The following is a 25,490-nucleotide window of genomic DNA, read 5'->3' as shown; positions in this document are numbered from 1 at the left end:
CCAAAATAACTGTTGGCATTAGAGATGCGAGTCATTATCATGTGCATTACGTCATGGATCATGCCATGGAGCACCACATGATCTCGCTTCGCCTCCTGGTCTTCACCCTGCTGCTCTGCCTGTGCGCCGGCACGTTGCAAGCCATCGCCTGGGAAGTGAACGAGGCGGACGGCTCCACCACCACCTGCGCCAGCAGCGAACAGTAGAAGGGAGGCACCGATGTACGTTTGTCTCTGTCACGGCTTCACCGACCGCCAGGTCCGCGCCGCGGTCACCGAAGGCGCCGGCAGCCCGCAGGCGGTGTTCCGCCACTTCGACTCCAAGCCCCGTTGCGGCAAATGCGTGTCCACCGTTCGCGAACTGGTGGATGAGAGCAAGGGCGGATGCGGCGGCGGATCGGGCGGATGCCCCTGCGGCAAACGGGGCTGACATCGTATCTTTCTCTCGGCGGACACAAACCCTCAGTTTGCTTGGCCGCGCCCGCAATGGGCGCCGGATGCCAAGCCCCGGTTGGCCACTCAAATTTGGTCTGCCCCTTCGGGCCGGACACTGAAACGGGGCCTTTCGGCCCCGTTTTCGTTGATCACTCGTCGTCGTAGCGCCCCGGACAGGGCGGCAGGGTATTGAGGATATCCCCACCATCGGGCTCGCCCATGGCCTTGGCCTTGAGCACCCGGCGCATGATCTTGCCGGAATTGGTCTTGGGCAGTTCCTCGACGAAATGGATTTCACGCGGCGCCATGCCGGCCCCCAATTCCTGGCGGGCATAGGACAGCAATTCGGCCCGCAGGGCATCGCCGGCTTCGAAGCCGGGATTGAGCGAGACGAAGGCCACCGGCACTTCGCGCACCAGCATGTCGGGCTTGCCCACCACGCCGATCTCGGCCACCGCCGGATGGTCCATCAGGCTGCCCTCCACCTCGAAGGGACCGATCTGCAGGCCGCCGCACTTGATCATGTCATCGGCGCGGCCGACGAACCAGATGAAGCCATCCTTGTCCCGCTTGACCAGATCGCCGGTGAAGTACCAGCCGTCGCGGAAGCTGTCGCCATAGCGGGTCTCCTCGCCCAGGGCGCCGGAGAACATGGAGGGCCAGCAGGTGCGGATGGCCAGCTCTCCCACCGCGTCGACGCCATCCACCGCCTTGGGAGTTCCCCCCTCGCAGCGCATGATCCGCGCCTCGACCCCCGGCAGGGGGCGGCCCATGCTGCCCGGACGGCGGTCGGTGCCGGGGCCGTTGGCGATGGTGATGGCGCCGGTCTCGGTCTGCCACCAGGTGTCGAGGAAAGGAACGCCCAGGGCCTTTTGCCCCCACATCACCGCCTCGGCGTTAAGGGGCTCGCCCACGCTAGCCGCCACCCGCAGCGAGTTCTGGCGGTACGAGCGGGCCAGGGCCGCGCCATAGCGCATCATGGTGCGGATGGCCGTGGGCGTGGTGTACCAGGCGGTCACTTCCTCGTCATGCAGGATGCCGTACCAGCGGCGGGGTTCCAGTTCGGCCTCGTCGGCGATCAGGGTGGCGCCGCAGGCCAGCGGCGCGATAATGCCGTAGGAGGTACTGGTTACCCAACCGGGATCGGCGGTGCACCAGAACACGTCGGAATCGCTCAGGCCGAACACCTTGCGCCCGGTGACCAGATGGGCGAGCACCGCCCGGTGGGGATGCAGCACGCCCTTGGGGGTACCGGTGGTCCCGCTGGTGAAATGCAGGAAGGCCGGCGCCTCGGGAGCGGTCGGCACCGCCTCCATGGGCTGGGCGGCAGAGGCCAGGGAGCGCAGGTCGGCGCAGCCCTCGGGCGTCGCCCCCTCCTCCCCCCCAACCACCAGCACGTGGCGCAGATCAGGCAAGGCGGAGCGCGATGCCACCACCTTACGGGCGTAAAGGTCGTCCGAGGTGATCAGCACGGCGGCCTTGCCCAGGTCGAGGCGCGCCTTGATCGGCCCGGGTCCGAACGCCGCGAACAGCGGGCAATAGATTCCGCCCGCCTTCCAGATTCCCAGCGCGGCGCTGTACAGGTCGGGCGTCCGTCCCAGCAGCACGGCGACGGTCTCGCCCGGCTGCAGGCCCAAATCGGCCAGCACGCGGGCGATCCGCCCCGATTGCTCGGCCAGCTGGCCATAGGTGACGTCCTGCCGGTCCTGCCGGCGGCCAAGCCAGCGGATGGCAACGGCCTCGCCCCGCCCAAGCCCAACCTGGCGGTCGGCACAGACGGGCCCGATGTTCAGGCCGCCGTCGGGCGCCCCGGTCAGTTCGGTCTGCGCATCGCTCCAATGGAATGCGGTGTCGTCCCATGCTCCGGCCATCCCCGCGGATGCCGTTGCTGCAATGGTCTTGCCCGGCTTGGCCGAAACCATGCGTCCTCCCAGACGTTATCTTGTTCGACGACCCCTCGAGACGATCCCGCGCCCCAAGGCTCCCGCCCCCGGTGTTGGGCGACATTCTGTCCGCCCGGACCGCCCCGTGCAACAAAAGGAATTGCAGGGCACCGATGCGCCATGGAGATATTTTATGTTGCGGAACTGCCGCGGCGCGATACTCGACCCAGGGTTATGACGCCGGCCTCCGGCTCATCGGGCGGCCAGGGCACCGCCCTCGACCAGCACGGCGGCGATCCTCTCGCCGATGGCCTTGTTGAAGGCGGGCGAATAGTGCACCGCGTCGATATAGGCGTTGCCGTCCTGGGGCTCCAGTTCGGCCAGCCACAGCACGCCCTTGTCCCACAATTGCCCGGCCGCCTTCATTTCGGCCAGACGCGGATAGCCGCGCGCCGCGTTCATGTGATAGCCCATCAGCTCCTCCTTCACCGGGAAGGGGCGCTTGCGGTTGTCGTAGGCGAAGGTCGGCACCGGCTGCTGCACGAACAGCACCTTGAACCCCAGCCGCTCGGCCAGGGCGTCGACCATGCGGCGGTTGGTGTCGAGACGGCGGATCACCGCATCGACCTCGGCATCGCTCTCGCAGAACCGCCCCCATTCGCGCACCAGCACCGACTTGTCGCCGCTGAGATGGCCGATCAGCTGCAGCACATGGGACCGGGCGGCAAGCTCGCGCCACATGGGCTGGCGGGCGCGGGCGCGGGTCAGCTGGGTCAGGCGCTCGTTCCAGGCGCTGCTGTCGGGAACGGCGCAGTGGTAGAAATCGGCGTCGCCATCGATGAACACCGCCACATCCGGCTTGATTCCCGCCGTCAGCAGGCGTTCCAGCGCGATGCGCTCCTGGGTCGAGTGATAGGACACGGTGCCGAAATTGAACACCTTGGCGTCACCCCGACCGGCGCCGCCCAGCGCTTTTTCCAGATAGGCAGGAATGGTCTCGTCGTCGGGCACCCCGGCCCCCAGGGTGGTCGAGCCGCCGAACACGAAGACCTTGACGCCCTCGGCCCGCGGATCGGGACGGCCGGCCCCATTGGCGCGGATACCGTCCTCGGTGACGTTCAGATACTTCCCCTCGGTCTCCCGGGTGCGGTATTCCACGAAGGGGGTGTAGACCGTGTCGAACTGGCGCCAGCTCTCCTTGAGGATCTGGCGATAGGGCGCCACGTCCTCGGCATTGTAGAGCTTGCGCAGGTCGTCGTCGGACAAAGCCGCAGAAAAGGCCGGACGTTTGTCGCGGATCAGCTTGACCACCCAGCCGGAGATCAGCTCCAATCCGCCAACCCCCAGGGCCAGGGCCAGCAGCAGCAGGCCCAGACTCGTAAACAGCTGGTGAAACGGATTGGTGCGGTTGCGACGCATGGGGAAAGCCCTTTCGAAAGCGGCGCTTCCTGATACCTTGAACACTACCTCCGGCGCAACGTGAAGAACCCATGCATGTTTGAACTGCACCAAAGAATCGCCGCTGACACCGTTCCGGTGACCGAATGGCCCCTCTGCCGGGTGCTGCTCATGAACGACAGCACCTATCCCTGGCTACTGCTGGTCCCCCGCCGGGCCGGCGTGGTCGAGATCACCGACCTGGATCCCGCCGACCAGCACGCTCTGCTCGACGAAATCGCCCGCGCCTCGACGGCGCTCCGCCAGGCGCTGGCCCCTCACCGTATCAACGTCGCCGCCTTGGGCAATGTGGTGGCGCAATTGCACGTGCACGTCATCGCCCGCGACACCGACGATGCCGCCTGGCCCAAGCCGGTGTGGGGCGCCGTTCCGGCAACGCCCTATACTCCGGAGGCGCTGGAGACGCGTCTGGCCCAATTGCGGGCGGTGCTGGGATAAGCCACCGGGCGATTGCCCGGACCCATTTGGGGTTCACCCCGATCGGGAGTGGGCGGAAGCCCACCGGATGGACAAGAAGAAACGGCGCCGGATCACTCCGGCGCCGTTTCCATTCAGCCTTCCGGCAGACCCTATTCCAGGCGGCCCAGCGAGCGGGCCAGGACCAGGTACAGCTTGCCCACCTCGGACGAGGTGAAGGTGCCGGTCAACACGTCCTGGTGATCGGAATTGCGGGCCTGATTGAGCAGGGCCTCGAACTCCGCCAGATAACGGGTGACGTATTCGCGGAAATCGCCGTCGTCCTCGAACTTGTTCTTGATGGAGGCCATCTGGTGCTTGTCGAGATTCTTGAGAATCTTGCGCACGAAGATGGACTGGTCGCCGGCATGGAACTCGCGCCACGCCTTCTCGTCGATATTGGCGTTGAAGATGCGGCCGATATCCACCGAGAGCGACTGCAGCTTCTCGACGATGAAGGCGGCGTTCTGCAAGAAGTGCTCAACCGAGAGCTGGGCGCGCTTTTCTTCCAGTTGCGAGCCGCGGATCTCGGCCAGCTTGGAGGCGTTGACCAGTTCCTCCACCTGACGCGAGAAGCTGTTGGAGAAGCTTTCCGCCTGCTGGGACAGACGGTCGCCGGTGATGCCCAGATCATTGGACTTGGTGCGCACCATCTCGAAGGCGGCTTCCAGCTTGGCGCCGGTCCGTTCGGTGGTTTCCTGCATCTCGCTGGCGTGGCGGCGCAGGCCGTCGCCGGCCGAGCGCACCTGGGCGGTGATCCGCTCCGCCGAGGCGGTCAGCTCACGGATGCCGGCGCGCAGCATGTCGCCGGCGGCGGTGACCTGGGCCGCCGTCTTGTTGGAGGCCTCCTCGAAATCGCGGCTGATGGAGCGCAGGGCATCGCCCGCCGTCTGGGACTGGGCGAAGACCTGCTGGGCGGCTTCGCCCAGCTGCACGGCGTTCTGCTGGATGGCCGAGCCGAAGGCCTTGAGCACATCCGACGAATCGTCGGCGACGCGGGCCAGGGACTGGGCCTGGACGCGCAGCGCCTCGCCCACCGCGCTGACCGAGGCCTCGGCCTGATCGGCGCTGGCCACCACCTGCTCGGTCTGCTTGCGCAGCACCTCGGTGGCGGCGCGCACCCGCGAGCCCAACTGGTCGGAGACGTGCTGAAGCTGCTCGGAGCGCTTCTCCAGCAGTTCCGCGACGCCGCCGGAATCCGAGATGGCCTTGACGGCGGCGGCGGAGACGTCGGTGGTGCGCTGGCGCAGGGTCTCGCCCACCGCGTCCAGCTCGACGCCGACCTTGGACGAGGTGGCGATCAGGTCGTTGGTGCCCTGGCGCAGGGTGTCGGCAATGGTCTTGACCTTGGCCATCACCTGATCCGAGGTGGCGATCAGATGGCGCGACTGCTGGTTCAGGGAGGCTTCGGACAGCTTGGACTGGGTGGACACCACATTGGCGGCATCGGCCAGTTCGTCGGCCTGCTTCCTGAGCGAGGTGCGGATGTTCTCGGCCTGGGCCGCGGACTTTTCCGCTCCCTTGTTGAGATCCTCGATGTAAAGACGCAGCGTCTCCGAGACCTCGCGGCCCCGCGCGGTCATCTGGTCGGAAGCGGCGGCGACGGCGCGGGTCTGGCCCTGGAAGGCCTCGCCCACCTCGCGCACCCGGGCCATGGCCCGCTCGGCGGCGGCGTCCACGTCGTCGCGACGCTGGACGAACACCTCGCCCACGGCGCCCAATTGGCTGGAGGCGTCATCGGCGGCGACGCGCAGATTCTCGGTGTGGCGGCCCAGCGTCTCTTCGATCTCGCGGAAGCGGCCCATGGCCTGATCCGAGGCCGAGCCCAGCTCACGCGATTGCACGCCGAGGGCTTCCTCGACGATCTTGACGCGCGACAGCACGCGCTCGGTGATCTGATCGAGGCCGGTGGCCTGCTGCTGCAGCGAGGCCGAGATGCGGCTGGTCTGCTCGGCCAGCCGTTCGGCGGCCTGATCCAGATCGGTGTTCTGGCGGGTGAACAGGCTTTCCAGCGCTTCGACCCGCTCGGCCAGGGAATTGGCGACCACTTCGGTGCGGGTGGTGGCCTGCTCGGCCGAGCTGCCCAACTGGCTGCTCTGGCGCTCGAACATGGCGACCACCTGCTCGGCGCGGGCCACCGCCGCCTGGGAGACATGGTCCAGGGATTCGGCCTGGGTCCGCACCTGCTCGGCCACCGTGTCGGCACGGGACGCGGCGCGGGCGGAGGTGGAATCGATGCTCTCGATCTGACCGCGCAATAGCTCGCCGAACTCGCGGATGCGGTGCGCCGAGGTGTCGGTAACGGTGGTCAGGTCCTGGGTCTGCATGCGCAGCAGGGTCTCGACCTCACGGGCCCGGGCGGTGGCGCCGTCGGCGGCCTGGGTCAGGCGGTCGACCTCCTTGCGCAGGGCCTCGACGGCGGTCTGGGCCTCATCGTTGACGCGACCGACCACGCCGGTCATGGCTTCGATCTGCGACGCCATCATCTGGCGAACCGCATCGCCCTTGGCGGCGGCCTCGGACGAGGCCTCGGTCAGTTCCCGGGCCTGGGTGCGCAGGGCGTCGGCGATACGCGTCACCCGGGACTCGGCGCCCTCGGCGGGATAGGTCAGGCGGGAAAGCTGCTCGCGCATATCCACCGACAGGGAGCGCAGTTCGCGGCCCCGGTCGAAATAGGCGACCAGCAGCCAGAGGAAGGCCAGCGGCAGGAAGGCGGCGCCGACCATGCCGCCGATCTCCTGCGGCTGCATGAACAGCAGGTTGCCCCAGCCGATGGAAGTGTTGGCCCAGTAGCCGCACAGGCCGATCCAGGCGACGGTGACCAGCAGGGCCACCATCTGGGTCGTCTTGTTGCCGGGACTGCCGGCATCGCCACCCAACGGTCGGGGTTCAGGGCGAAGAATGGCCAGGGGCGGCGCCACGGGGGCTGCCGGTTCCTTAGCCTCGGCCTCGACGGCACCCATCCCCGGTACCGCAGCCTCGGTCTCGCCTCTGGTCATGTTTTTGTCGCCCATGAGTCCGCCCTGACCTTCGTGAAATTCACCAAGCGCCATCCGCCCGGACGCCCGGCCGGCGCCTGGGCGCGGACGGGTCGCAGCAAAAAGCGGGGGCAATCGGCACGATTGCCTCCGCATCGTCCTCCCAGACGTGGGCGGGACTTGCTCCCCTCCCCCCCCCGGACCTTGGACAGCGCAAGGGGAGGATGCCCTGTTCACAAGCGAAAATCAAACACTCCCTACCCTTGACCAAGGCCCTAGAAGCGAGTCCGTTTGGACGGTGCGCGGCCCTTTCGCATGCCTGACGAAACCTTCAGTTCCGGCCGCAGCCGGAGCGGCCCGTCGGCCTTGACCGGCTGGGGCGGGCCGGCGTGCAGACGCGCCCGGCTCTGCGGGTCGTGGTAACGGATCTGATCCTCGTCGAGACCGCTCAGCATTTCGGCGATATAGGGTGACGGCGCGACCGCCTTGCGCCGTTCGGCGGCGAAGGACAGCACCAGCCAGCGCTTGGCCCTGGTGGCGGCCACATACATCAGGCGGCGCTCCTCCTCCAGATCGGGCGAGGACTCGTGGGGCATCAGGTCGGCCTCGCAGCCGGCCACCACCACCGCCGACCACTCCAGTCCCTTGGCCCCGTGGATGGTGGACAGCACCACGGCGTCACCGCCGCTCTCGGCCCGGCGCAGCGACCGGCGCTGCTCCTCCATCAGGGCGATGAAGGCGGCCACAGTCCCGCACTCGGCGGCCAGGTCGGCGGCGGTGAAGGCCAGGTCGCGCCATTGCAGCCCCTCTTCGCCCGGCGGCCGGGCGGTGGCCGAGACCAGGCGCCCCACCTGACGGCACAAGGCCGGCCAGGGAACGTCGGCGTCGATCTTCTCGGGAGCCTGCTGCAGCAGCTTGTCGACCCGCTTGCCGTGGCCCAGCATGGCCCGGGCATCCATGTCCTGGGGATTGGACAGCAGGCGGGCCAGCCCGGCGGTCAGGCGCACCGGCCCCAGTTGCCAGAACTCGCCCGCCCCCCGGACCACCAGGGGAATCCCGGCCTCGGCCAGCCTGATCTGGATGCGCGACCCCACATGGCCGGCGCGATAGAGCACCGCCATTTCATTCCAGGGCATGCCTCGGCCGGACAGGCCCTTGACCACGCGCAGCACGTAATCGGCTTCGTCCTCGTCGTCGTCCAGGCCGGCGATGGTCAACGCCAGACGGGACGCGCTGTGCGGCACCTGATCCTTGGCGTGGCGGCGGCGGTTGGCGCCGATCAGCGCCCCGGCAGCGTTGACGATGGTGGCCGAGCTGCGGTAGTTGCGCGACAGGCGGAACAGCGCCGGGTCGGGCCACGCCGTCTCGAAGCCCAGGATAAAGGCGGGGTCGGCGGACCGCCAGGCGTACAGGCACTGGTCGTCGTCGCCCACCGCCCACAGCCGCGCCCCCTCGGACCGCAGCAGGCGCAGCATGCGCTCCTGGGCCGGGTTGATGTCCTGGTATTCGTCGATGAGCAGATGGTCGAAGAAGCCGGCGATGCGCGCCCGGTAGGCCTCGTCCTCCTCCAGCCCGCGCACCAGTTCCATGATCAGGTCGCCGAAATCGAAGCCCCCCTCCTCGGCCAGGGCGCGCTGGTAGCGGCCATAGGCCTCGGCCGCCTCAACCAGGGTGGCGTCGTTCCTGACCTTGGCCTCGGCCAGCGCCGCCGCCGGGCTCATCAGCCGGTCCTTGTAGGCGCCGAACACGTCGGTGGGCTTGCGCACGTCGTCGCCGAGATAAAGGCGATGGCGGGCGATCACCCGCGAACAGGCCTGCTCGTCGAACACCCGAAAGCGGGGACAGCCGGGCGGCGGATGGCGCTGCAGCAGGCGAAGCGCCATGCCATGCAGGGTGCCGATGGGCATGCGGCGAAAGCGCTCGGCGTCGAAGTCTCCGCCCCGCGTCTCCAGCCGGGCGCCGATGCGGCCCCGCAGTTCCTCGGCGGCCCGCGCCGTGAAGGTGGAGACGAAGATGCGGGCCGGCGCCGCGCCCTGCTCCAGCAGATGGACGTAGCGCCCGACCAGGGTGGTGGTCTTGCCGGTTCCCGGCCCGGCCAGGACCAGCACGGAGTCCGCCTCGGCCTCGGCGGCCAGGCGCTGTTCGGGATCGAGGGGGGATTCGGCCGCCGGAGGGGCAGGTTCGCTCATGGCCGGCAGAGTAGCGATGCCGCCCGGCGGTGACAACGGCCGAGGACTACCTCTTGGGCTCCAGCACCCGCCGCGTCACCGCCCAGCGGCCCAGCGGACGGTCGCAGCGCTGGGTATGCTCGGCCACCCAGTGGGCGATGAGGTCGTGAACCTTGGCGGCATCCTTCTCGGCGCAGACCCGGGCGTGCAGCATCACCCCCAGATGGTCCAGCAGCCCGGCGTGGTCGTCCAGGTGCCGGCGGGCATCGGGATAATCGGATTCCGTCATCACCTGTTCCTGGGAGGCGAAGTTGCGCCCCACATAGCGCATGATCGCCTCGATGCGGGTGCAACGGCTGAAATCGCAGTCGCCATGCCCGGCCATGCCGCGACGGCACTCGACGCCCGGCTGGAACACCCGCCCCAGCAGGAAGCGCAACCCCTCGTTCCCGGCATCGATGCCCGGAACCCCGGTCTCATGCTCCTGCGTCAGGGGCGCCATCGGACCTCCACGTCTTCCCTGGAATACTTGCCTTTCTTTTGTGGGAAAACATAGCAGACGAGCCCCGAAATATCAATCAAGGGGACATATGCAATAATATTTTTGCATGTGCGAAGAGGTACTTGAGGCAATTGTGTGCACCGCACAATTGCCAGGCCGGAGAGCCCCCGACGGCACCTGATTCACGCAGTATTACTTATCGCCGGATAGAAACGGCCGATACTCGAAATCCTCGATTTCGATGTGATGCACCAGCCAGCCGACAAGAAAGTCGTGAAGCTCGCGGATCACCCGCTCCACATTGGCCATGGACAGCTCGGCGGACATGTCGGCCACCCGCATGGCGATGGTCTGGTGGGAATGGCGGTGCAATTCCAGGAAGGGGAAGTCGGCCCGCGCCATCATGGCCTCTTCCTCGGCGAAGTGGTAGGCGATGTAGCCGTTCAGGTCGTCGAACACGCTCCGGACGGCATCCTGGCCCACACTGCCGCCGGCCATGCCGTCCAGCGTGGCCAGCAGGTGAAACAGGTGACGATGGTGTTCATCGAGCACGGGGACCCCGACACTCAGGCTTTCCGTCCAAGCCGGCACGATTCACTCCCAAACTTTGGTTAGTGCTCAATAAGGCTAGAGGAAGTGAAATTCAACATGCAAGTCGTGACAGGTGCCCCCCCGGGCGCCCGCATCAGCCACCGGACGGCGGCGCCCCGTTGCCGAAGAACAGCAGGCCGTTGCGCCACTGGGTCACGGGCGTCGTCCAGGGGGCCTTGCCCGCCGGTCCCGGCGCCGGGGGCTTCATGGGCTTGCCGAAGTAATAGCCCTGGCCATAGCGCACGTTGTAGACGCGCAGCAGATTGGCGGTGGCCTCATCCTCGATGTGCTCGGCGATGGTGGCGACGCGCAGCTCGCGACACAACTGGGTAATGGCCCGCAGGAAAGGCAGCGAATCGCCCTTGGCGGCGGCATCGCGCACATATGATCCGTCGATCTTGACGTGGTCGACCTTAAGGCCCCGCAGATAGTGGAACGCCGCTGCTCCGGCACCGAAATCGTCGATGCCCACCGGATGGCCGCGCCCACGAATTTCCTGGATGACGGCATTGGCCGCCACCAGATCGGAGATGGCCGAGCTTTCCGTCAGTTCGAACAGCAGCCGCCCGCGCAGGTCCGAGGCGCCGTGGATCATCTGAAGCAGGCGCGCCGCCATGCTGGGGCTGGACAGGGACCGGCCCGACAGGTTGACGGCGAAGCGCAGGGAGGGCTCGGCCCCCACGCCCTCGCGCATGAAGGCGATGGCGCGGGCGCAGATCGCCAGGTCCAGTTCGCCCACCAGACCTGTATCCTCGGCGAACACCACGGTGCTGTAGGGCGAGTTGCCGCTGTCGCCGAAGCGGACCAGGCACTCGAAGTGATGGACCGCGTTGCTCCACAAGTCGACGATGGGCTGGAAATAAAGCTGGAACTCGCCCCTGCCGATGGTCTGCTTGACCTCGCGCATCTTGGCCACGGTCTGCGACAGGGTCGGACGCGCCATGGCCGACAATTCGTGGATGGTGGCGTCGCTGTCGGTGGTGAAGCGGTTCAAGGTGTAGATCAGCGCGCTGGTGGCCTCCTGGGCCGAGATGCCGCCGCCGTCGATGGCCAGCGAGGTGGAATCCGCGCTCAGGGACGAGCCCATCACCGATTGGGCCAGACCGCTGATGGCGGTCTCGATCTCGGCGGCGCTGACCTCGGGGCCGTGAATCAGTCCGTACTTGCTGTTGCCCAGATCGGCGGCGGCCCCGCCCCCCACCGAACACTGCTTCAGGTAATCGGTGAAGCGCGCGATGAAGTCGGCGGTGGCCTCGGCGCCGACCTTGCTGCGCAGTTCCGCCAGTTCCGGCAGATCCAGCAGGGTCATGCGATAGGATTCATCGCCGTCCTTGGCGCTTTCCTTGATCAGGTCGCCGGCCAGGGCCTCGAAGCCTTCCCGCCCCAGCAATCCCGTCTCCGGGTTGCGGACGGTGGGCGACATCAGGGTGCCCGAATGGGTCAGCACCAGCAGCAGGCGCCCCTGGTGATCGGGATGGGGATAGCCCGACAGCGCCACCGGCGTGCTGCCCCCCGCCGGCAGGTGGACATGCAGCAGCACATGCCGGACCCGATCGCCCTTGGCCATGCGCTTCAGGGCGTTCCGGGCGCGGGACTGGTCCTCGGGACGGATCAGGTCGGGAAGGGTCATGGTGGCCAGCAGGCGGGCCGGACGCCCCACCAGGGACATGGAGGCGCCGATGGCGAAGATGATGCGCCCGGCGTGGTCGGCCTCCATCAGCAGGTCGGCGGCGGCGAAGGCGAAGGCGACATAAGCCTCCTGCGGCTGGCCCAGACCGGCCCCGCCCTTGCCCTTGCGACGCGGCGCGGACTCGTCGTCCCCCCGCCCGCCGACCCCACCGTCATCGACCTTGGTCATCTGCCCCCGCGCAGCATTTCGGTCCATCCCCACGATGGACCCGTAGATTGGCGAAATCCCGAGCCCAGGGAAAGAAACGAATTATTGCGAGCCCGAAAGACTACAACCACTTAATCCATTTCAGGACCAGATACGTGACCGGCATCATGCCCAGCACAACGCCGCACAGGACCAGAAAAGCCAACGGCTCCTGCGATCCAGGAATGCCGCCGATATTGGTTCCCATCATGCCGGCCAGCAGGCTGGGCGGCAGCACCATGGCGGCCAGGGCGGTCAGGCGGTTGGAGGATTGGGCGGCGCGCTCGGCCACCAGGTTGGTAAAATCCTCGTGCAGGATGGTGGCGCGCTGGCGCATTTCGTCCAGGTCCTCGATATGGCGGATCAGACGGTCATTGACCTCGCGCAGGCGCATCTTGGCCTCGGGGTCGAGCCAGCTGGCATCGTCATGGCGCAGGCGGTAAAGGGCATCGCGCTGGGGCGCCAGATAGCGGCGCAACTGCACCACCTTGCGCCGGGCCGAGGCGATGTCCTCGCGCAGGTCGGTGCCGGCCAGCCCCTCGCCGATGCGGTCCTCCAGATCCGAGATGCCGTCCTCGATCTCGTCGGTCAGGATGCCCAGATGGTCCACCACCTTCTCGGCGATGCGGGCCAGCAACGCCCCGGCGGTGCGCGGCCCCTTGCCCATCATCATGGCCAGCCGCAGGTCGCGTAGCGCGTTGAGGGAGTGATCCTTGTCACGCAAGGAAATGCAGCGGTCGGCCTCGATCCAGATATGGATGGGCACCAGCTCGGTTTCGGCCACCTCCTCCCGCTCGCCGTGGCGCGCCTTGTTGACGCCGCGCAGCACCACCATCAGGGAATCGCCCACGTCCTCGACCCGGGGCCGGGATTCCTCGGCGGTCAGGGCCATGGCCACCAGGGGGTCCACGCCGGAATGCTCGCACAGCCAGGTCTTGGCCGTGGGCTCGTCGCGTTCGAGATGGACCCAGAGAAAGCCATCGACGGGCCGCCACTTTTCCACTTCCGACCAGCGCAGGTCGCGGACAGCGCCATCGGGGCCGATCAGCATGGCGAAACGCAGGCCGGGCTCGAGCCCTGCATGAAGTTCCTGGTCAATGGACATACCGCCCCTCCTGCCTCGCAGCCCTCGCCAAAGGATAGGGCCGAGGGAAAAAGAAGGCCACGGCAAACATATGTCGCCCACGCCCTTCCTGCCGGATTGAGAACCCCACGACTTTCGGCTAGCATCCACGGATGGGGAAACTGATGGGTTGGAGACGGCTGATGACCATGGGCAGGCCAACCCGTTTCTTTGCGGGACTAATCCTTCTCCTGGCGGGGGCATCCGCCGCCGCCGCGGCAGAGCCGCGAGTCCTTGAATACTCCTATCCTGACCAGTCGGTGTGGACCACCCGCCTAGATGCCCGAGGCGAGCCCGACAATCCGCTGCTGCGCCTGGCCGCGCCCCTGTTCCAGCAGGCGGGCATTCCCTGGCGGGCGCGCGGGCTGCCGGCGGCGCGCCTGTTCGAGCATCTGCGCGATGGCCAGACCGACTTTTCCATCCTGGTGAAGGGAACGGTGCTGGACAAGTGCTGCCTGATCAGCAAGCGGCCAGTGGCCGGCACCGAATTGCGGGTCTACCATCGCAAGGGCAAACGCCCCATCACCTCCAGGGAGGATCTGGCCGGCAAGGAGGTGATCACCGTCCACGGCTATACTTACGGCAGCCTCCTGCCTTTCATCAAGGACCCGGCCAACCGCATCGGCAACAACGGAACCGTCAGCCATGAATCGGCCTTTGCCATGCTGGAGCGCGGGCGAGCCGACTACCTGCTGGATTATGCCGGACCGGCCCAGGAGGTCCTGGCGGAGCGGCCGATCCGCGACCTGGAATACGACGTCATCGACCGCCTCGACGTGCATCTGGTCCTCAACCGGACCTTCCCCGACGCCGAGGCACTCATGAGTCGGCTGGAAACCATTGCCGCGGGATTGACCATCGAAGGCGTTCCAAAGCCAAACCTAAAGTAGTCCATACGAATGCTTTGGGCTCGTATCCCTTCAGAGATGCGTTTAGGCTGTCCCGCATCATGATGATGATGCTGTTGCGCAAGAAGGGACGGGAAAACAGGATCGGCCGCCGCCTGATCGTTCTGATCGTCACATTCAGCTCCTTTCTGGCCTTATTGGCGACCGCCTATCAGCTTATCCACGAATACCGGCAACAACGTGCCGACATGGACGATCAACTGGAGGAGGTCAGGATCTTCCTGCCGCCCATTACGGGCAGCGTCTGGACTCTTGACGAGCAACAGATCACCCTGGCCCTGGATTCCCTGACCCGGCTTCCCCATGTGGAGCACGTGGTGATCACCACGGTGGACAGCCGCAACACCTGGTCGTCGGGCACGATCAAGTCCGGGCGCCTTCTCAGCCGCCAATACCCCCTTTCGCGCGAAATCCGCGGCGAGACGCAGCGGATCGCCACCCTGGACGTCACGGCCAGCCTGGACGGCATCTATGACCGCCTGCTGAGCCAGGCCATCACCATCTTGGCCAGCAACGCGATAAAGACCTTCCTGGTCGCGGCGTTCATGTACGTGATCTTCAGCCACCTCGTCACCCGGCGGGTCGAGGAACTGGCCCGCAGCGTCGGCAATCTGGTGCCGGAATCCCTGATGACGCAGGCGTCAATTTATGACGAACGCCTGGGCTTTCCCGAGAATGGCGACGAGATCGACCGTCTGCGCTGGGCCTATGACAACATCGGCCGCCAGTTGCACCTTGCGGCGCAGGATTTGCGCGACCGCCACGACGAATTGCAGCATGAAATCCAGGAACGTACTCGGGCGGAAAGCGACCTGCAGCAGGTGATCGCCGAACTGTCGCGGACCAATGCCGAACTGGAACGCTTCGCCTATGTGGCCGCCCACGACCTGCAGGAGCCGGTGCGCGGCCTGGTCAGCTTCTCCCAGTTGCTCGAGCGCAAATACGCGGTCGATCTGGAGGGCGAGGGTAAGGACTACCTGCGCTTCATCATCGCCGAGGCGCAACGCATGTCCAATCTGGTGCGCGACCTGCTGGAATACAGCCGGGCCGGCGGCGCCGGCCTGACGGTGGCCACCGTGGATTGCGCCGAACTGGTCGAGTCCGTGGTCCAGAGCCTGCGGCCGCGCATCGAGCAGAAGGGAGCCCGGCTGGAAATCGGCCCGTTGCCAAGCCTGTCCGCCGACCGGGGACAATTGTATCAGGTCTTCCACAACCTGCTGGGCAATGCCCTCAAATACGGCGCCGAGAATGCCGTCCCCGAGGTGCGGATCAGCGCCGAGCGGGACGGCGCGGCCTGGCGCTTCGCGGTGGCCGACAACGGCATCGGCATCGACGCGCAGTACCATGACTACGTCTTCGAGGTGTTCCGCCGCCTCCACACCACCGCGGCCTATTCCGGCACCGGCATTGGCCTGGCCATCTGCAAGCGCATCGTGGAAAGCCATGGCGGCCGCATGTGCCTGACCTCCACCCCGGGCCAGGGCTCCACCTTCTTCTTCACCATTCCCGATCAGGTGGCCGAACAGGCGGCGGTGACGGCCCAGGCCTGAAGTCAGGCGGCCGCCGCCGGCAGGGTGAAGTGGAAGGAACTTCCCTCGCCGGGCCGGCTGTCGACCCAGATCCGCCCGCCGTGGCGTTCGACGATCTTCTTGGCGATGGCCAGGCCGATGCCGGTGCCCTCGAACCTGTCGCGGGTGTGCAGGCGCTGGAAGATGCCGAAGATGCGCTCGAAATACTGGGGCTCGATCCCGATTCCGTTGTCGCTGACCGACAGCTCCCAGCACGCGCCATCGCGGCGACAGCCGATGACGATCCGGGGCGGCCGCCCGTCCGAGCGGTACTTGATGGCGTTGCCGATCAGGTTCTGCAGCAGCCGGGTGATCTGGCCGCTGTCGCCGAGAACGACCGCCCGATCCAGGGCGTCCTCCAGGACAAGCGTCGCGCCGCCCTCCGCCATGGCCACCGACAGGTTGCGGGCGGCCACATCCACCGCTGGGCGGACCGGCATGGGCGCCAGGGGCGAACCGCGCCGGTCGATGCGCGAGAATTCCAGCAGGTCGAGAACCAAGCGGTCCAGACGCTGCGCCCCATCCTTGGCAAAGCCCAGGAATTCGAGCCCGTCGGAATCGAGAAGCTGGCCATAGCGCCGCTCCAGCAGGGAGAGGTAGCTGGAGACCATGCGCAAGGGCTCGCGCAGGTCATGGCTGGCCACATAGGCGAACTGTTCGAGATCGGCATTGGAATGCTCGAGCTGGGCGGTCTTGGCGCACAGATCGGCCTCCCAGCGCTGCCGCTCGGTAATGTCGCGGGCCAGAGCCACGTGGTAGAGCACGCCCTCGTGCAGGAGGTCGCGGGCCAGGACCTCCACGGGCAGGGCACGGCCGTCATGAGTCGGCAGGGCGGCCTCGAAGCGCCAGGAATGGCGGTCGCCATCAGCGGCCGGGACCGCCAGGGAATCGGCGATGGCGTCCAGCCGGCGACCCGACATCTGGTCCAGCGACCAGCCGAGCTTTTCCAGCGCGAACGGATTGGCGTAGATCAGGTTCCACTCGCCATCGGCCAGAAAGGCCAGTTCGGCCGAGGAATCCACGATGGAGTTGATCAGGAACAGGTCCCGGGCGGATCGGCGCAACTGGTCGTTCTGATGGGTGAGGTCAAGCTTGTAGCGGGCGACCAGACGGGCCACCAGACGCGAGAAGAAGATGCCGGCGGCCAGGGCGACGCCCAGGCCGATGGCCAGGGCCGCCAGTGTCAGCTTGCGCTTGTCCTCGATGCTGCGGGCCAGCGCCGCCCGGCGTTCGTCACTCTTTACGGAAATCTCGTCGAGATACACCCCCGCCGCCAGGGTCCAGTTCCAGTCCTCCAGCCGCGAGACGTAGGACAGCTTGGTCGAAACCGCGCCGCTTCCGCCCTCCCTGGCCCAGTCATAGCGAATGAACCCGTCCCCCTTGCGCCCCTGCTCGACGATGGGCCGGGCGGCGTTCCGCTGCTCCGGCTCCAGGTCCGACACGGTCTTGCCCTCGTTCCACGGCCGCGACGGCGACACCAGGATGCGCTCGCGGTCATCGATCACCACGATATAGCCCGACGCGTCCCGGCCGAAGCGGAACAGCCGAATTCGGTCCAGGGCGGAAACCTTCAGCCGGTCTTCCACTTCGGCCACGTACTGCCCGGTGCCGATCAGCCAGTCGAAGGGGGCGAAATGGCGGACATAGGCGATCTTGGCGGCCATCTTCTCGGGGTCTCCGGGCGCATACCAGCGATATCGGGAATAGCCCTCGCCCACCGGCTTGCGCGCCGCCTCGATCAGGCCGCGCATGATGTAATGGCCGGTATCGTCGCGGTTGTTCAGCAGGGACGAGCCTTCCCGCGACGGCCCGATGGGCAGCAGCACGCAGGACCCGTCCATGCCGTCGATGAAGAAATACCCCTTGCCGTCGAAAAAGCGCAGCGGACGCAGGGCCTCGGTGATCAGGCGCTTGATGTCCTCTTCGGAACGCCGCCCCTTTTCCTGGTCGTAGATGGCCTGGGCCAGGGCATGGGCCTCGTCCACCTGCTCGCGGATTTCGTGCTTGAGCACCTCTTCGGTCTGCAGGCGCAAGGTGGTCAGGAAGCCCTTGGCGGTCTCGACCTGCTGGACCAGCAGGTCCTGGCTCTTCTGCAGTTCCTGGACTTCCAGGGCGCGAATGGCGTCTTCGGCTTCGGCGGTGATCTGGCGGACGAAAAAGAATCCCAGCCCCAGCACCAGGCAACCGACCACAAGGACCGTGCCGATGAGATGAACCCGGGAAATCGCCTTCTCGTCGAACGAAAACCCCACGTCCGCCCCTCCAGTGAATCGTCCATCTGTATCAGAATGGTGGAGAAACGTCACCTGCCCCGACTGGATGCGGGCGATAGGCTGGCGTCAGCCGGCCGTGTCATGGTGCATCCATGATCCGCCTTTTTCCAATCCTGGCCGCCCTGCCCTTGCTATGCGGCCTCCATGCCAGCCCGGCCGCGGCCGAGAATCGCCTGATCCTCTACACGGTCGGCGCGGGCGTCCCCGAGGCCCCTCCCCCGGTGCTGGCCCGCTTCCGCGACCAGGGCTGGACGATCCGCATCAATCGGGTGCCGGTGGATTTCCGCCGCGAGCACGATTTCGGCAAGGCCCTGTTCGACCAGGCCCGGGCGGCGCGGGGCGAAGGCTATTCCCGGGTGGTGCTGGCCGGGCGCTCCTTCGGCGCCTGGGTGTCGCTGATCGCCAATTCCTCGTGGTCGACGCCGGTGGATGGCGGCGGCATCCATGCGGTGATCGCCCTGGACGCCACGGTCAGCGCCGAGACGGCCCGCCATGGCCGCCAGTGGCACGACTACAAGTTCATGGACGTGATCAAGACCCAGGACCCCACCCGCCTCGGGGTGATGGTCCTGGACGGCGATGCCGAGGAAGGCCGTGGCCGCGAGGATGAGATCCGCCGCACCCTCCGCCGCCCCGGCATTCCCCATGTGGTGGTCTACGAACCGGCGCCGCCCCCCCTGGACAGCGAGGACTTCGCCCGGCGCTGGGGAGATTGCCTCGCCACCCTGCTGGGCGACGAGGTTCCCTCACCGCCGGCTAATGACTGGTGCCGCTTGAATAATTGATCTTGTTGAAGACGTTGTACTTGCCCACCGGCCGTTTCATGGGCATGCGGGTCACCACCTCGAAGCTTTCGGCGTCGAAGACGATCAGCTCGCCCTCGGCCTCCATCACCGAGATCAGCACGTGCTTGCCCGAACGGTCGAACTCGGCATGGGCGGTGGTGCGGCCCGGCGCGGGGCGCAGCGTCCGGACGATCTCCATGGCGGACAGGTCGATGATCTGGATGGCGTCCTTTTCCTTGCCCATGGACACGTCGATCCAGGCATAGCCGGTGTTCTCGTGCGAGCGCATGAAGAAGCCCGGCCCCAGGGTGGGAATGCGCTTCACCGTCTTCCAGGTCTGCATGTCGATGATGCTGACCACCGCCTCCTTCAGGTGCGGCGTCGCCATGTAATCATGGCCGTCCTTGGCGAAGATGATGCCCGAGCCCAGATGCGGCATGCCGGGCAGGTCGATCTCGGCGATCTTGCGCTTGATGTCGAGATCCACCACCAGGCCCTTGGTGCCGTCGCGGGACGCCCCCATGGCCCGCTCGTAGGTGCGGTCGAAGAAGAAGTCGTCGAGGAAGTCGGGAATGCGGATGCGGATGGCCTGGAAGCGGCCGCCGGGGCTGATGCCCTCCTCGTGGCCCTTCTCGTAGGAATGGACGAAGCCGTTCATCACCGGCCCGGCATCGTCGGCGTAGGGAATCTCCCAGACCTCGGGAAGGTCCTTCAGCGCCACCACGAAGCTGGCGCGCGGCGGCGCGGTATAGACCGCCGAGACCCGCGAGGTGGCTCCCGCGTCGCCCACCACCGGAATCACCTGCAGCGGCGTCAGGTCGCGGGCGTCGAGCGCCACCAGGGTATGGGGCAGCATGTTGCCGACCATCAGGAAGCGCCCGTCATGGGAGACGGCCACGTTGCGGGTGTTCACCCCGGCGCGGATCTCGGCGACGATCTGCAGGGTGTAAAGGTCGTACTTGGTGATCCAGCCGTCGCGGGACGCCAGATAGACGAAGCGGCCGTCGGGCGAGTACTTGGCGCCGCCATGCAGGGCGAAGCGGCTCTGGAAACGGGTCAGCGGCTTGAAGGACTCGCCGTCCAGGATGGTGACGTGATGGTCGCCGGTCTCCACCACCGTGAACAGGTTCAGGGGATCGGTATTCCATTGCGGCTTGGCCGGCAGGCTGGCCGGGTCCACGTTGATCACCCGCGATGCCTTGATCTCCGCCATGCCCCAGGCGGGCACCGCCGCCAGCGGCGTGTAGACGTATTCGGCCAGGGCCTTGATCTGCTCGGCGTTCAGCTTGTCGCCATGGGCGGGCATCTGGGTGGCCGGGCGGCCCTGGGCGATGACCTTCTCGGCCTCGGCCTTCCGCAGCCGCCCCAGATTCTCCGGCAGCAGGGCCGGGCCGATGGCGCCCAGCCGGTCGCCGCCATGACAGGCGGCGCAATGCTCGGCATAGAGGCGCGGCGCGTCCTCGGCCGCCAGGGTGGGGGTGGCGAGAATTGTCATCCCGACGACCATCGGGAGGAGGGATCCCATCCTGGCGCGCCGCAGCAGAACTCGCACGGCGGAGCGGGCGGAGATCCCTCGCAAGGCTCGGGATGACAGGTCGAAAATGCTCATGCCAGTCCGATCTCCTCGTCGCTCAGGTAACAGCCCGGGTCTTCCGCCCAGGCGTTGCCGGTCACCCGCTGGGCCCGCACCCTTGTGTTGCCGTTGCACATGTCGAGATGGGCACAGGCGGCACAGCGCCCCTCCACCGGCCGGGGCCGCGCCTTGAGACCGGCCATCAGGGAATCCGAGGTATCGGGCCAGATGGCCGAGAACGGCCGGTCGCGCACATTGCCCAGCTTGTGGTTCCACCACATGGTGTCGGGGTGGACCTCGCCCAGATTGTCGATGTTGGCCACATTGATGCCCGAGGCGTTGCCGCCCCACTGCACCAGCTTGGCGGCGATATGGGCGGCCTTGTCCGGGTGATGGCGCTGCACCCAGGAGAGGAAATAGGGGCCGTCGGCATCGTTGTTGCCGGTGACGAATTCCCGCTCGCGCCCGGCCGCGGCGTGGGCCCAGGCGGTATCGAACAGATAATCCATGGCGTTGCGGGTCACCTGCATGGTGGCGTCGTCCAGGCGGTTCTTGTTGCCGCGCCCGGCATAGTTCAGGTGGGAAAAGTAGAACTTCGCCACCCCTTCGCTCTCCATCAGGTCCACCACCTGGGGCAGTTCGGCGGCGTTGTCCATGGTCATGGTGAAGCGCAGGCCCACCTTGATGCCCCTCTTCACGCAGCGACGGATGCCGCCCATGGATTCGGCGAAGGCCCCCTGGCGCGCCCGGAAGCGGTCATGGGTGGAATCGATGCCGTCGATGCTGATGCCCACGTAATTGAAGCCGATCTCGGCGATGCGGTCGGCGATGGGATCGTCGATCAGGGTGCCGTTGGACGACAGCGCGGTGTAGAAGCCCATCTCCTTGGCGCGGATGGCGATGTCGAAGATGTCGGGGCGCAGCAGCGGCTCGCCGCCTGACAGGATCAGCACCGGCACGCGGAAGGACTTGAGGTCCTTCATCACGCCGAACACCTCGTCGGTGGACAGCTCGCCGGCGAAGTCCTTGTCGGCCGAGATGGAATAGCAGTGCTTGCAGGCGAGGTTGCAGCGGCGGATCAGGTTCCAGATCACCACCGGGCCAGGCGGATCGCGGCGCGGCCCCACTGGGCTGGGGGCGACGAGTTCTTGCATGAACTGGGAAACGCGGAACAAGGCGAACTCCTACAGCCGAAGGCCGGTCTTCTTGAGGATGCGCGACGAGAACAGCACCATGTGGCCACGCGACAGATCGCCCAGAACCTCGGCGACACGCTCCACCAGGGCATCGGCGCCGGCCTTTTCCTTGGCGTGGATCATGGCGAACAGCGAGTAGGGCCAATCGGGCAGGTGGCGCGGCCGGTGGTAGCAATGGCTGACGAAATCCAACTCGCCCACCCGCCGCCCAGCCTCGGCGATGTCCTCGTCCGCCACGTCCCAGACGGTCATGCCGTTGAACTTGTAGCCCAGGGCGTAGTGGTTGGGCACGACTCCCATGCGGCGGATGATGCCCTCGGCCAGCATCCGCTCCATGCGGCTCATCACCTCGTCCGGCGAGACACCCACCTGGCGCGCCACGTCGTGATAGGGCTTGTCCACCAACGGCAGCCCGTCCTGGGTGGCCACCACGATGGCGCGGTCGATGGGATCGAGCTTCGCTTCGCTCATTTCATATGCCCCTCAATCGCCGGGCGCTCGCCTACGGCTCGCTTGGCTTTCCTCCGCTGCGCTCCGGGCCGCTCAACGCGGCCGCGCTTCGGCTTCGCCTCGCTCGTCATGCCTCGAACCTCAGACCCACGTAGAACTCCTGGATCTTGGGCATGTCGTGAACGGTGATCCCGGTCATGGTTTCGATCTCGGCCAGCACCTCGGCCTTGCGCCCCGGCTTCTCCGTGGCGACCACGAACCACATGTTCAGGGCATGCTCGCGGGCGTAATTGTGCGCCACCTCGGGGAAGGCATTGACGATGCCGGCCACCTCGTCGAAGCGCTCGGGCGGCACCTTCATGGCGGACAGGGTCAGTTCACCGCCCATCCTCTCGGCGTGCCACATGGGGCCGAAGCGCGAGATGATGCCGTCGGCCTTCAGTTTCCCGATGCGGGTCCGCAATTGCGTCCCGGTCAGCCCCAAGGTCTCGGCCACGGCGTCGAACGGCCGGTCGCAGATGGGAAAGCCGCCCTGCAGGGTGTTGATGATGGCGCGGTCAATGTCGTCCATGGCCCTACTCCGCCGCCGCCGCGCGCGGGATGGGCCGTCCATAGCGCGCCCCGGTCTGCTTGAACCGCCGGGTGGAAAACAGCACCGCATGGGGATAGGCCCCCAGGTCGAAGCGCCGCACCAGCGCCTGGATGGACTCCTCCACCGCGCCGCGGTCACGGCCGTGGACCATGCAGAACAGGTTATAGGGCCAGTCGGGCAGGCGGGGCGGCCGGCGATAGCACAACGTCACCTCGGGGGCGTCGCCAAGAACGCGCCCGACCTCGCTCACCACCCCGTCGGGAATGGCCCACACCGCCATGGCATTGGCCTTAAAGCCCAATTCGTGGTGGCGGACGATGATGCCGAAGCGGCGAATGATGCCGCCATCGCGCATGGCCTGGATGCGGGCGATGACCTCGGCCTCGTCCAGGCCCAGTTGCGCCCCCACTGCCCGGTAGGGATGGGAGACCAGGGGCAGACCCTCGGCCAGGGCCGCGACCAGGGCGAGATCGCTGTCGCTTAAGTCCATTTGAGGTCGAATCCCAGGTCGATGTGAAAATGTTCCAGCAGCGGCAGGTCGAGGACGCGCAGCCCGGCGCGCCGGGAGATCTCGGCCAGCACCTCGGCCACCCGTGCCTGGGAGGGTGCGGTCACCACGAACCACAGGTTCAGCCGGTGCTCGCGCTGGTAATTGTGGTTGACCTCGGGGAAGGCATTGACCAGATCGGCCACCTCGTCCAGGCGATGCTCGGGCACCGCCATGGCCGCCAGGGTCGAGCCGCCCACCGCGTGGGGCCGGAACACCGCGCCGACCCGGCTGATGGTGCCGCCACGGCTGAGGCGGGCGAGGCGGTCCATGACCGCGTCCTCGTCCAGCCCCAGACGCTCGCCCAGCACCGCATAGGGCCGGTCCGCCAGGGGAAAGTCCTGCTGGAACTCGTTGAGAAGGCGCCGGTCCAGGGCGTCTATTTCATAGCCCCTCAGACGCCGGGCGGGCGCCTCCGCGCCCTTGGCTCCTCCGCTTTCCACCTGCGCTTCGCTCCGGTGCCGCTGCGGGTCGCTCAACGCTCCCGCGCTCGCTTGCGCTCGCTCGATCATCACAACCCCGTCTTATGCGCACGGTTGGTGAAGAAGATGCCGCTGGGCCGGGCGGCCGGCAGTTCCGCCACCGGCTCCAGGGTCTCGGTGTCGTAGACCACCACCTTGTCGGAGTCACGGACCGACAGCCACACCCGCTCGCCCTTGGGGGTGAACTCCATGTGCAGGATGGCCAGCCCCGGCTCCAGGGTCTTGATCACTTTCTTGGTCTGGGTGTCGATCACCTGAACCTTGGAATAATCGGGAACGGCGAAGTTGACCCAGACCTGCCGCCCGTCGGGCCGGGCCATGGCGAAGACCGGCTGGCCCGCCACGTCGATGCGAGCTTTTTCCGTCCAGCGTCCCTTGTCGACCACCAGCACCTGGTGATGGCCGATGGCCGGCAGCCAGATTTCATCCCCCGCCGCCGCCCAGCCGCGCAGATGGGGCATCTTGTAGACCGGCAGGGCCTCCTTGCCCTTGCCGTAATGGTCGAGGATGCGGCGTACCCCCTTGTCGGGGTTCCACAGATCCAGCAGCGCGATGCCGTCCTCGCCGAACAGCCCGGCCAGATACCAGCGCCCGTCGCCGGTGATCAGGGCGTCATAGGGCAGCTTGCCGATATTGGTGTACTTGGTGAGTTTCGGCGCCTTGGGATCGGCCAGATCGGCGATCCAGATCTCGCCCGCGTCATAAAGGGTATAGATGAAGCGCTTGCCGGTCAGATCGGCGATGCCGATCACCTTGCTGGGCTTGCCGTCGCCGCCGATGGCGGGAATGTCGGCCACCGGCTCCAGGGTGGCGGCGTCAAACACCTTGATGCCGCCCGGCGTGTAATTGGCCACCGCCACCAGCGTTCCGTCCTGGGAGATGGCGCCGCCGATGGAATTGCCCGATTGCATCACCCGGCCGACGATGGCGCCGGTCAGGATGTCGACCTTGCTGAGTCCGCCGTCGCGCCCGAACACGAAGGCGAAGCGCTGGTCGCGGGAATAGACCAAAGCGGCATGGGACAGATCGCCCAGCCCGGCCACACTGGCCAGCTTGGTATTGCCGCTGTTCTCGACCACCATCAGACGGCCGTCGGCGCGCTCGACCACCAGCCCCAGGTCGCCGGTGCCGCGCAAGGCGGGCGAGCAGGCCGAGAGCAGGCCGAGACCCAGCAGAGCGGCCATCCGTGTCATTCCGAGCCGCAGGCGAGGAATCTCCGCCTGGGCCATGGATGCCAATCCGGAAAAGGTGCGCCAGGACGAGATCCCTCGCTTGCGCTCGGGATGACAGGCAAGACGCTTCATTTCAGCTCTCCCATCAAATAGGCGGCGATCCAGGCGGCCTCTTCGCGGCTCAGCATGAACTTCCAGGGCGGCATGGGGGTGCCGGGGCGGCCTTCCAGGATGGTCTCGACCACCGCTTCGGCCGACAGCTTGACCAAGTCTTCCTGCAGCAAAGGCGAGCCCAGCCCGCCCTGGCGGGTCATGCCGTGGCACGAGCCGCAATCCTGATCCACCATGTCCCGCAGCTTGGCCTGACGCCCGGGGGAAATTTCGGCCGCGGCCGCCAGGGGCCAAGCCACCAGCACCGACACCACCGCTCCCGTCACTGCCCCAAGCAAATGCATCCTCGGCCCTCCCACAGGCT

Annotated in this window: 23 protein-coding genes; 6 read left to right on the top strand and 17 right to left on the bottom strand. The window is 66.8% G+C overall.

What is annotated here, in order from left to right:
• Nucleotides 1-77: 77 nt before the first annotated feature.
• Nucleotides 78-206: a hypothetical protein gene (locus AMB_RS26745; RefSeq protein WP_269446062.1), complete on the top strand. Its 129-nt coding sequence runs from the start codon at nucleotides 78-80 to the stop codon at nucleotides 204-206.
• Nucleotides 207-219: 13 nt separating this feature from the next.
• Nucleotides 220-429: a (2Fe-2S)-binding protein gene (locus AMB_RS07200; RefSeq protein WP_043743718.1), complete on the top strand. Its 210-nt coding sequence runs from the start codon at nucleotides 220-222 to the stop codon at nucleotides 427-429.
• 154 nt (nucleotides 430-583) lie between these two features.
• On the opposite strand, the gene AMB_RS07195 is transcribed toward AMB_RS07200, so the two are convergent.
• Both AMB_RS07195 and AMB_RS07190 read right to left on the bottom strand, forming a co-directional pair.
• Nucleotides 584-2,356, bottom strand: a complete 1,773-nt coding sequence (locus AMB_RS07195) for an AMP-binding protein (RefSeq protein WP_231849019.1) — start codon at nucleotides 2,354-2,356, stop codon at nucleotides 584-586.
• A gap of 213 nt (nucleotides 2,357-2,569) precedes the next feature.
• A complete protein-coding gene (locus tag AMB_RS07190) occupies nucleotides 2,570-3,736 on the bottom strand; it encodes an SGNH/GDSL hydrolase family protein (RefSeq protein WP_011383830.1) in 1,167 nt (388 codons plus the stop codon).
• A 75-nt stretch (nucleotides 3,737-3,811) separates the two neighbouring features.
• On the opposite strand from AMB_RS07190, the gene AMB_RS07185 reads away from it, so the two are divergent.
• Nucleotides 3,812-4,213: an HIT family protein gene (locus tag AMB_RS07185; RefSeq protein ID WP_011383829.1), complete on the top strand. Its 402-nt coding sequence runs from the start codon at nucleotides 3,812-3,814 to the stop codon at nucleotides 4,211-4,213.
• 131 nt (nucleotides 4,214-4,344) lie between these two features.
• On the opposite strand, the gene AMB_RS07180 is transcribed toward AMB_RS07185, so the two are convergent.
• The 6 genes from AMB_RS07180 to AMB_RS07155 all read right to left on the bottom strand — a co-directional run bounded on the left by AMB_RS07180 (nucleotide 4,345) and on the right by AMB_RS07155 (nucleotide 13,451).
• Nucleotides 4,345-7,230 carry a hypothetical protein gene (locus AMB_RS07180; protein WP_231849018.1) on the bottom strand — a complete coding sequence of 962 codons (2,886 nt, stop codon included), beginning with the start codon at nucleotides 7,228-7,230 and terminating at the stop codon, nucleotides 4,345-4,347.
• A gap of 254 nt (nucleotides 7,231-7,484) precedes the next feature.
• The gene (locus AMB_RS07175) at nucleotides 7,485-9,398 is read right to left on the bottom strand and encodes an ATP-dependent helicase (RefSeq protein WP_043743715.1); all 1,914 of its coding nucleotides are present in this window, start codon (nucleotides 9,396-9,398) and stop codon (nucleotides 7,485-7,487) included.
• A 46-nt stretch (nucleotides 9,399-9,444) separates the two neighbouring features.
• A complete protein-coding gene (locus tag AMB_RS07170) occupies nucleotides 9,445-9,879 on the bottom strand; it encodes a bacteriohemerythrin (RefSeq protein WP_011383826.1) in 435 nt (144 codons plus the stop codon).
• Between the two features lie 192 nt (nucleotides 9,880-10,071).
• On the bottom strand, nucleotides 10,072-10,470 hold the full coding sequence (locus AMB_RS07165; RefSeq protein ID WP_011383825.1) for a bacteriohemerythrin: 399 nt from the start codon (nucleotides 10,468-10,470) through the stop codon (nucleotides 10,072-10,074).
• Between the two features lie 94 nt (nucleotides 10,471-10,564).
• Nucleotides 10,565-12,328: an EAL domain-containing protein gene (locus tag AMB_RS07160; RefSeq protein WP_011383824.1), complete on the bottom strand. Its 1,764-nt coding sequence runs from the start codon at nucleotides 12,326-12,328 to the stop codon at nucleotides 10,565-10,567.
• A gap of 100 nt (nucleotides 12,329-12,428) precedes the next feature.
• Entirely contained in the window at nucleotides 12,429-13,451 is a 1,023-nt protein-coding gene (locus AMB_RS07155) for a zinc transporter ZntB (RefSeq protein WP_011383823.1), read from the bottom strand.
• A gap of 161 nt (nucleotides 13,452-13,612) precedes the next feature.
• On the opposite strand from AMB_RS07155, the gene AMB_RS07150 reads away from it, so the two are divergent.
• Nucleotides 13,613-14,359, top strand: a complete 747-nt coding sequence (locus AMB_RS07150; protein WP_231849017.1) for a substrate-binding periplasmic protein — start codon at nucleotides 13,613-13,615, stop codon at nucleotides 14,357-14,359.
• A gap of 59 nt (nucleotides 14,360-14,418) precedes the next feature.
• Nucleotides 14,419-15,927: a sensor histidine kinase gene (locus AMB_RS07145; RefSeq protein ID WP_011383821.1), complete on the top strand. Its 1,509-nt coding sequence runs from the start codon at nucleotides 14,419-14,421 to the stop codon at nucleotides 15,925-15,927.
• A gap of 2 nt (nucleotides 15,928-15,929) precedes the next feature.
• Here the strand turns inward: AMB_RS07145 and AMB_RS23730 are convergent, their stop codons facing one another.
• Nucleotides 15,930-18,197: a cache domain-containing protein gene (locus AMB_RS23730; RefSeq protein ID WP_011383820.1), complete on the bottom strand. Its 2,268-nt coding sequence runs from the start codon at nucleotides 18,195-18,197 to the stop codon at nucleotides 15,930-15,932.
• 113 nt (nucleotides 18,198-18,310) lie between these two features.
• On the opposite strand from AMB_RS23730, the gene AMB_RS07130 reads away from it, so the two are divergent.
• On the top strand, nucleotides 18,311-19,003 hold the full coding sequence (locus AMB_RS07130) for an alpha/beta hydrolase (protein WP_011383819.1): 693 nt from the start codon (nucleotides 18,311-18,313) through the stop codon (nucleotides 19,001-19,003).
• On the opposite strand, the gene AMB_RS07125 is transcribed toward AMB_RS07130, so the two are convergent.
• From AMB_RS07125 to AMB_RS07090, 8 genes are all read right to left on the bottom strand, one after another.
• Complete coding sequence (locus AMB_RS07125) at nucleotides 18,975-20,498, bottom strand: nitrite reductase (RefSeq protein WP_231849016.1); 1,524 nt, start codon at nucleotides 20,496-20,498, stop codon at nucleotides 18,975-18,977. The genes AMB_RS07130 and AMB_RS07125 overlap by 29 nt on opposite strands.
• Nucleotides 20,499-20,608: 110 nt before the next feature.
• Complete coding sequence (gene nirJ, locus AMB_RS07120; protein ID WP_043743713.1) at nucleotides 20,609-21,751, bottom strand: heme d1 biosynthesis radical SAM protein NirJ; 1,143 nt, start codon at nucleotides 21,749-21,751, stop codon at nucleotides 20,609-20,611.
• 9 nt (nucleotides 21,752-21,760) lie between these two features.
• On the bottom strand, nucleotides 21,761-22,243 hold the full coding sequence (locus tag AMB_RS07115) for a siroheme decarboxylase subunit beta (RefSeq protein ID WP_011383817.1): 483 nt from the start codon (nucleotides 22,241-22,243) through the stop codon (nucleotides 21,761-21,763).
• A gap of 106 nt (nucleotides 22,244-22,349) precedes the next feature.
• Nucleotides 22,350-22,793, bottom strand: a complete 444-nt coding sequence (locus AMB_RS07110; RefSeq protein ID WP_011383815.1) for an Lrp/AsnC family transcriptional regulator — start codon at nucleotides 22,791-22,793, stop codon at nucleotides 22,350-22,352.
• 4 nt (nucleotides 22,794-22,797) lie between these two features.
• Nucleotides 22,798-23,304 (bottom strand): siroheme decarboxylase subunit beta, encoded by a 507-nt coding sequence (locus AMB_RS25605; protein ID WP_011383814.1) that lies wholly within the window; start codon nucleotides 23,302-23,304, stop codon nucleotides 22,798-22,800.
• Nucleotides 23,295-23,873 carry an AsnC family transcriptional regulator gene (locus tag AMB_RS25600; protein ID WP_011383813.1) on the bottom strand — a complete coding sequence of 193 codons (579 nt, stop codon included), beginning with the start codon at nucleotides 23,871-23,873 and terminating at the stop codon, nucleotides 23,295-23,297. The genes AMB_RS25605 and AMB_RS25600 overlap by 10 nt, the downstream gene beginning before the upstream one ends.
• Nucleotides 23,873-25,147 (bottom strand): cytochrome D1 domain-containing protein, encoded by a 1,275-nt coding sequence (locus AMB_RS07095; protein ID WP_011383812.1) that lies wholly within the window; start codon nucleotides 25,145-25,147, stop codon nucleotides 23,873-23,875. The genes AMB_RS25600 and AMB_RS07095 overlap by 1 nt, the downstream gene beginning before the upstream one ends.
• On the bottom strand, nucleotides 25,144-25,470 hold the full coding sequence (locus AMB_RS07090) for a c-type cytochrome (RefSeq protein ID WP_043743709.1): 327 nt from the start codon (nucleotides 25,468-25,470) through the stop codon (nucleotides 25,144-25,146). Before AMB_RS07090 ends, AMB_RS07095 begins: the two co-directional genes overlap by 4 nt.
• Between the last annotated feature and the right edge of the window lie 20 nt (nucleotides 25,471-25,490).

It is taken from the genome of Paramagnetospirillum magneticum AMB-1, from assembly GCF_000009985.1.
GTDB classification, from domain to species: Bacteria; Pseudomonadota; Alphaproteobacteria; order Rhodospirillales; family Magnetospirillaceae; genus Phaeospirillum; species Phaeospirillum magneticum.
The sequence above is the reverse complement of the archived record's forward strand: the minus strand, read 5'-3'. Positions and strand labels throughout refer to the sequence as shown.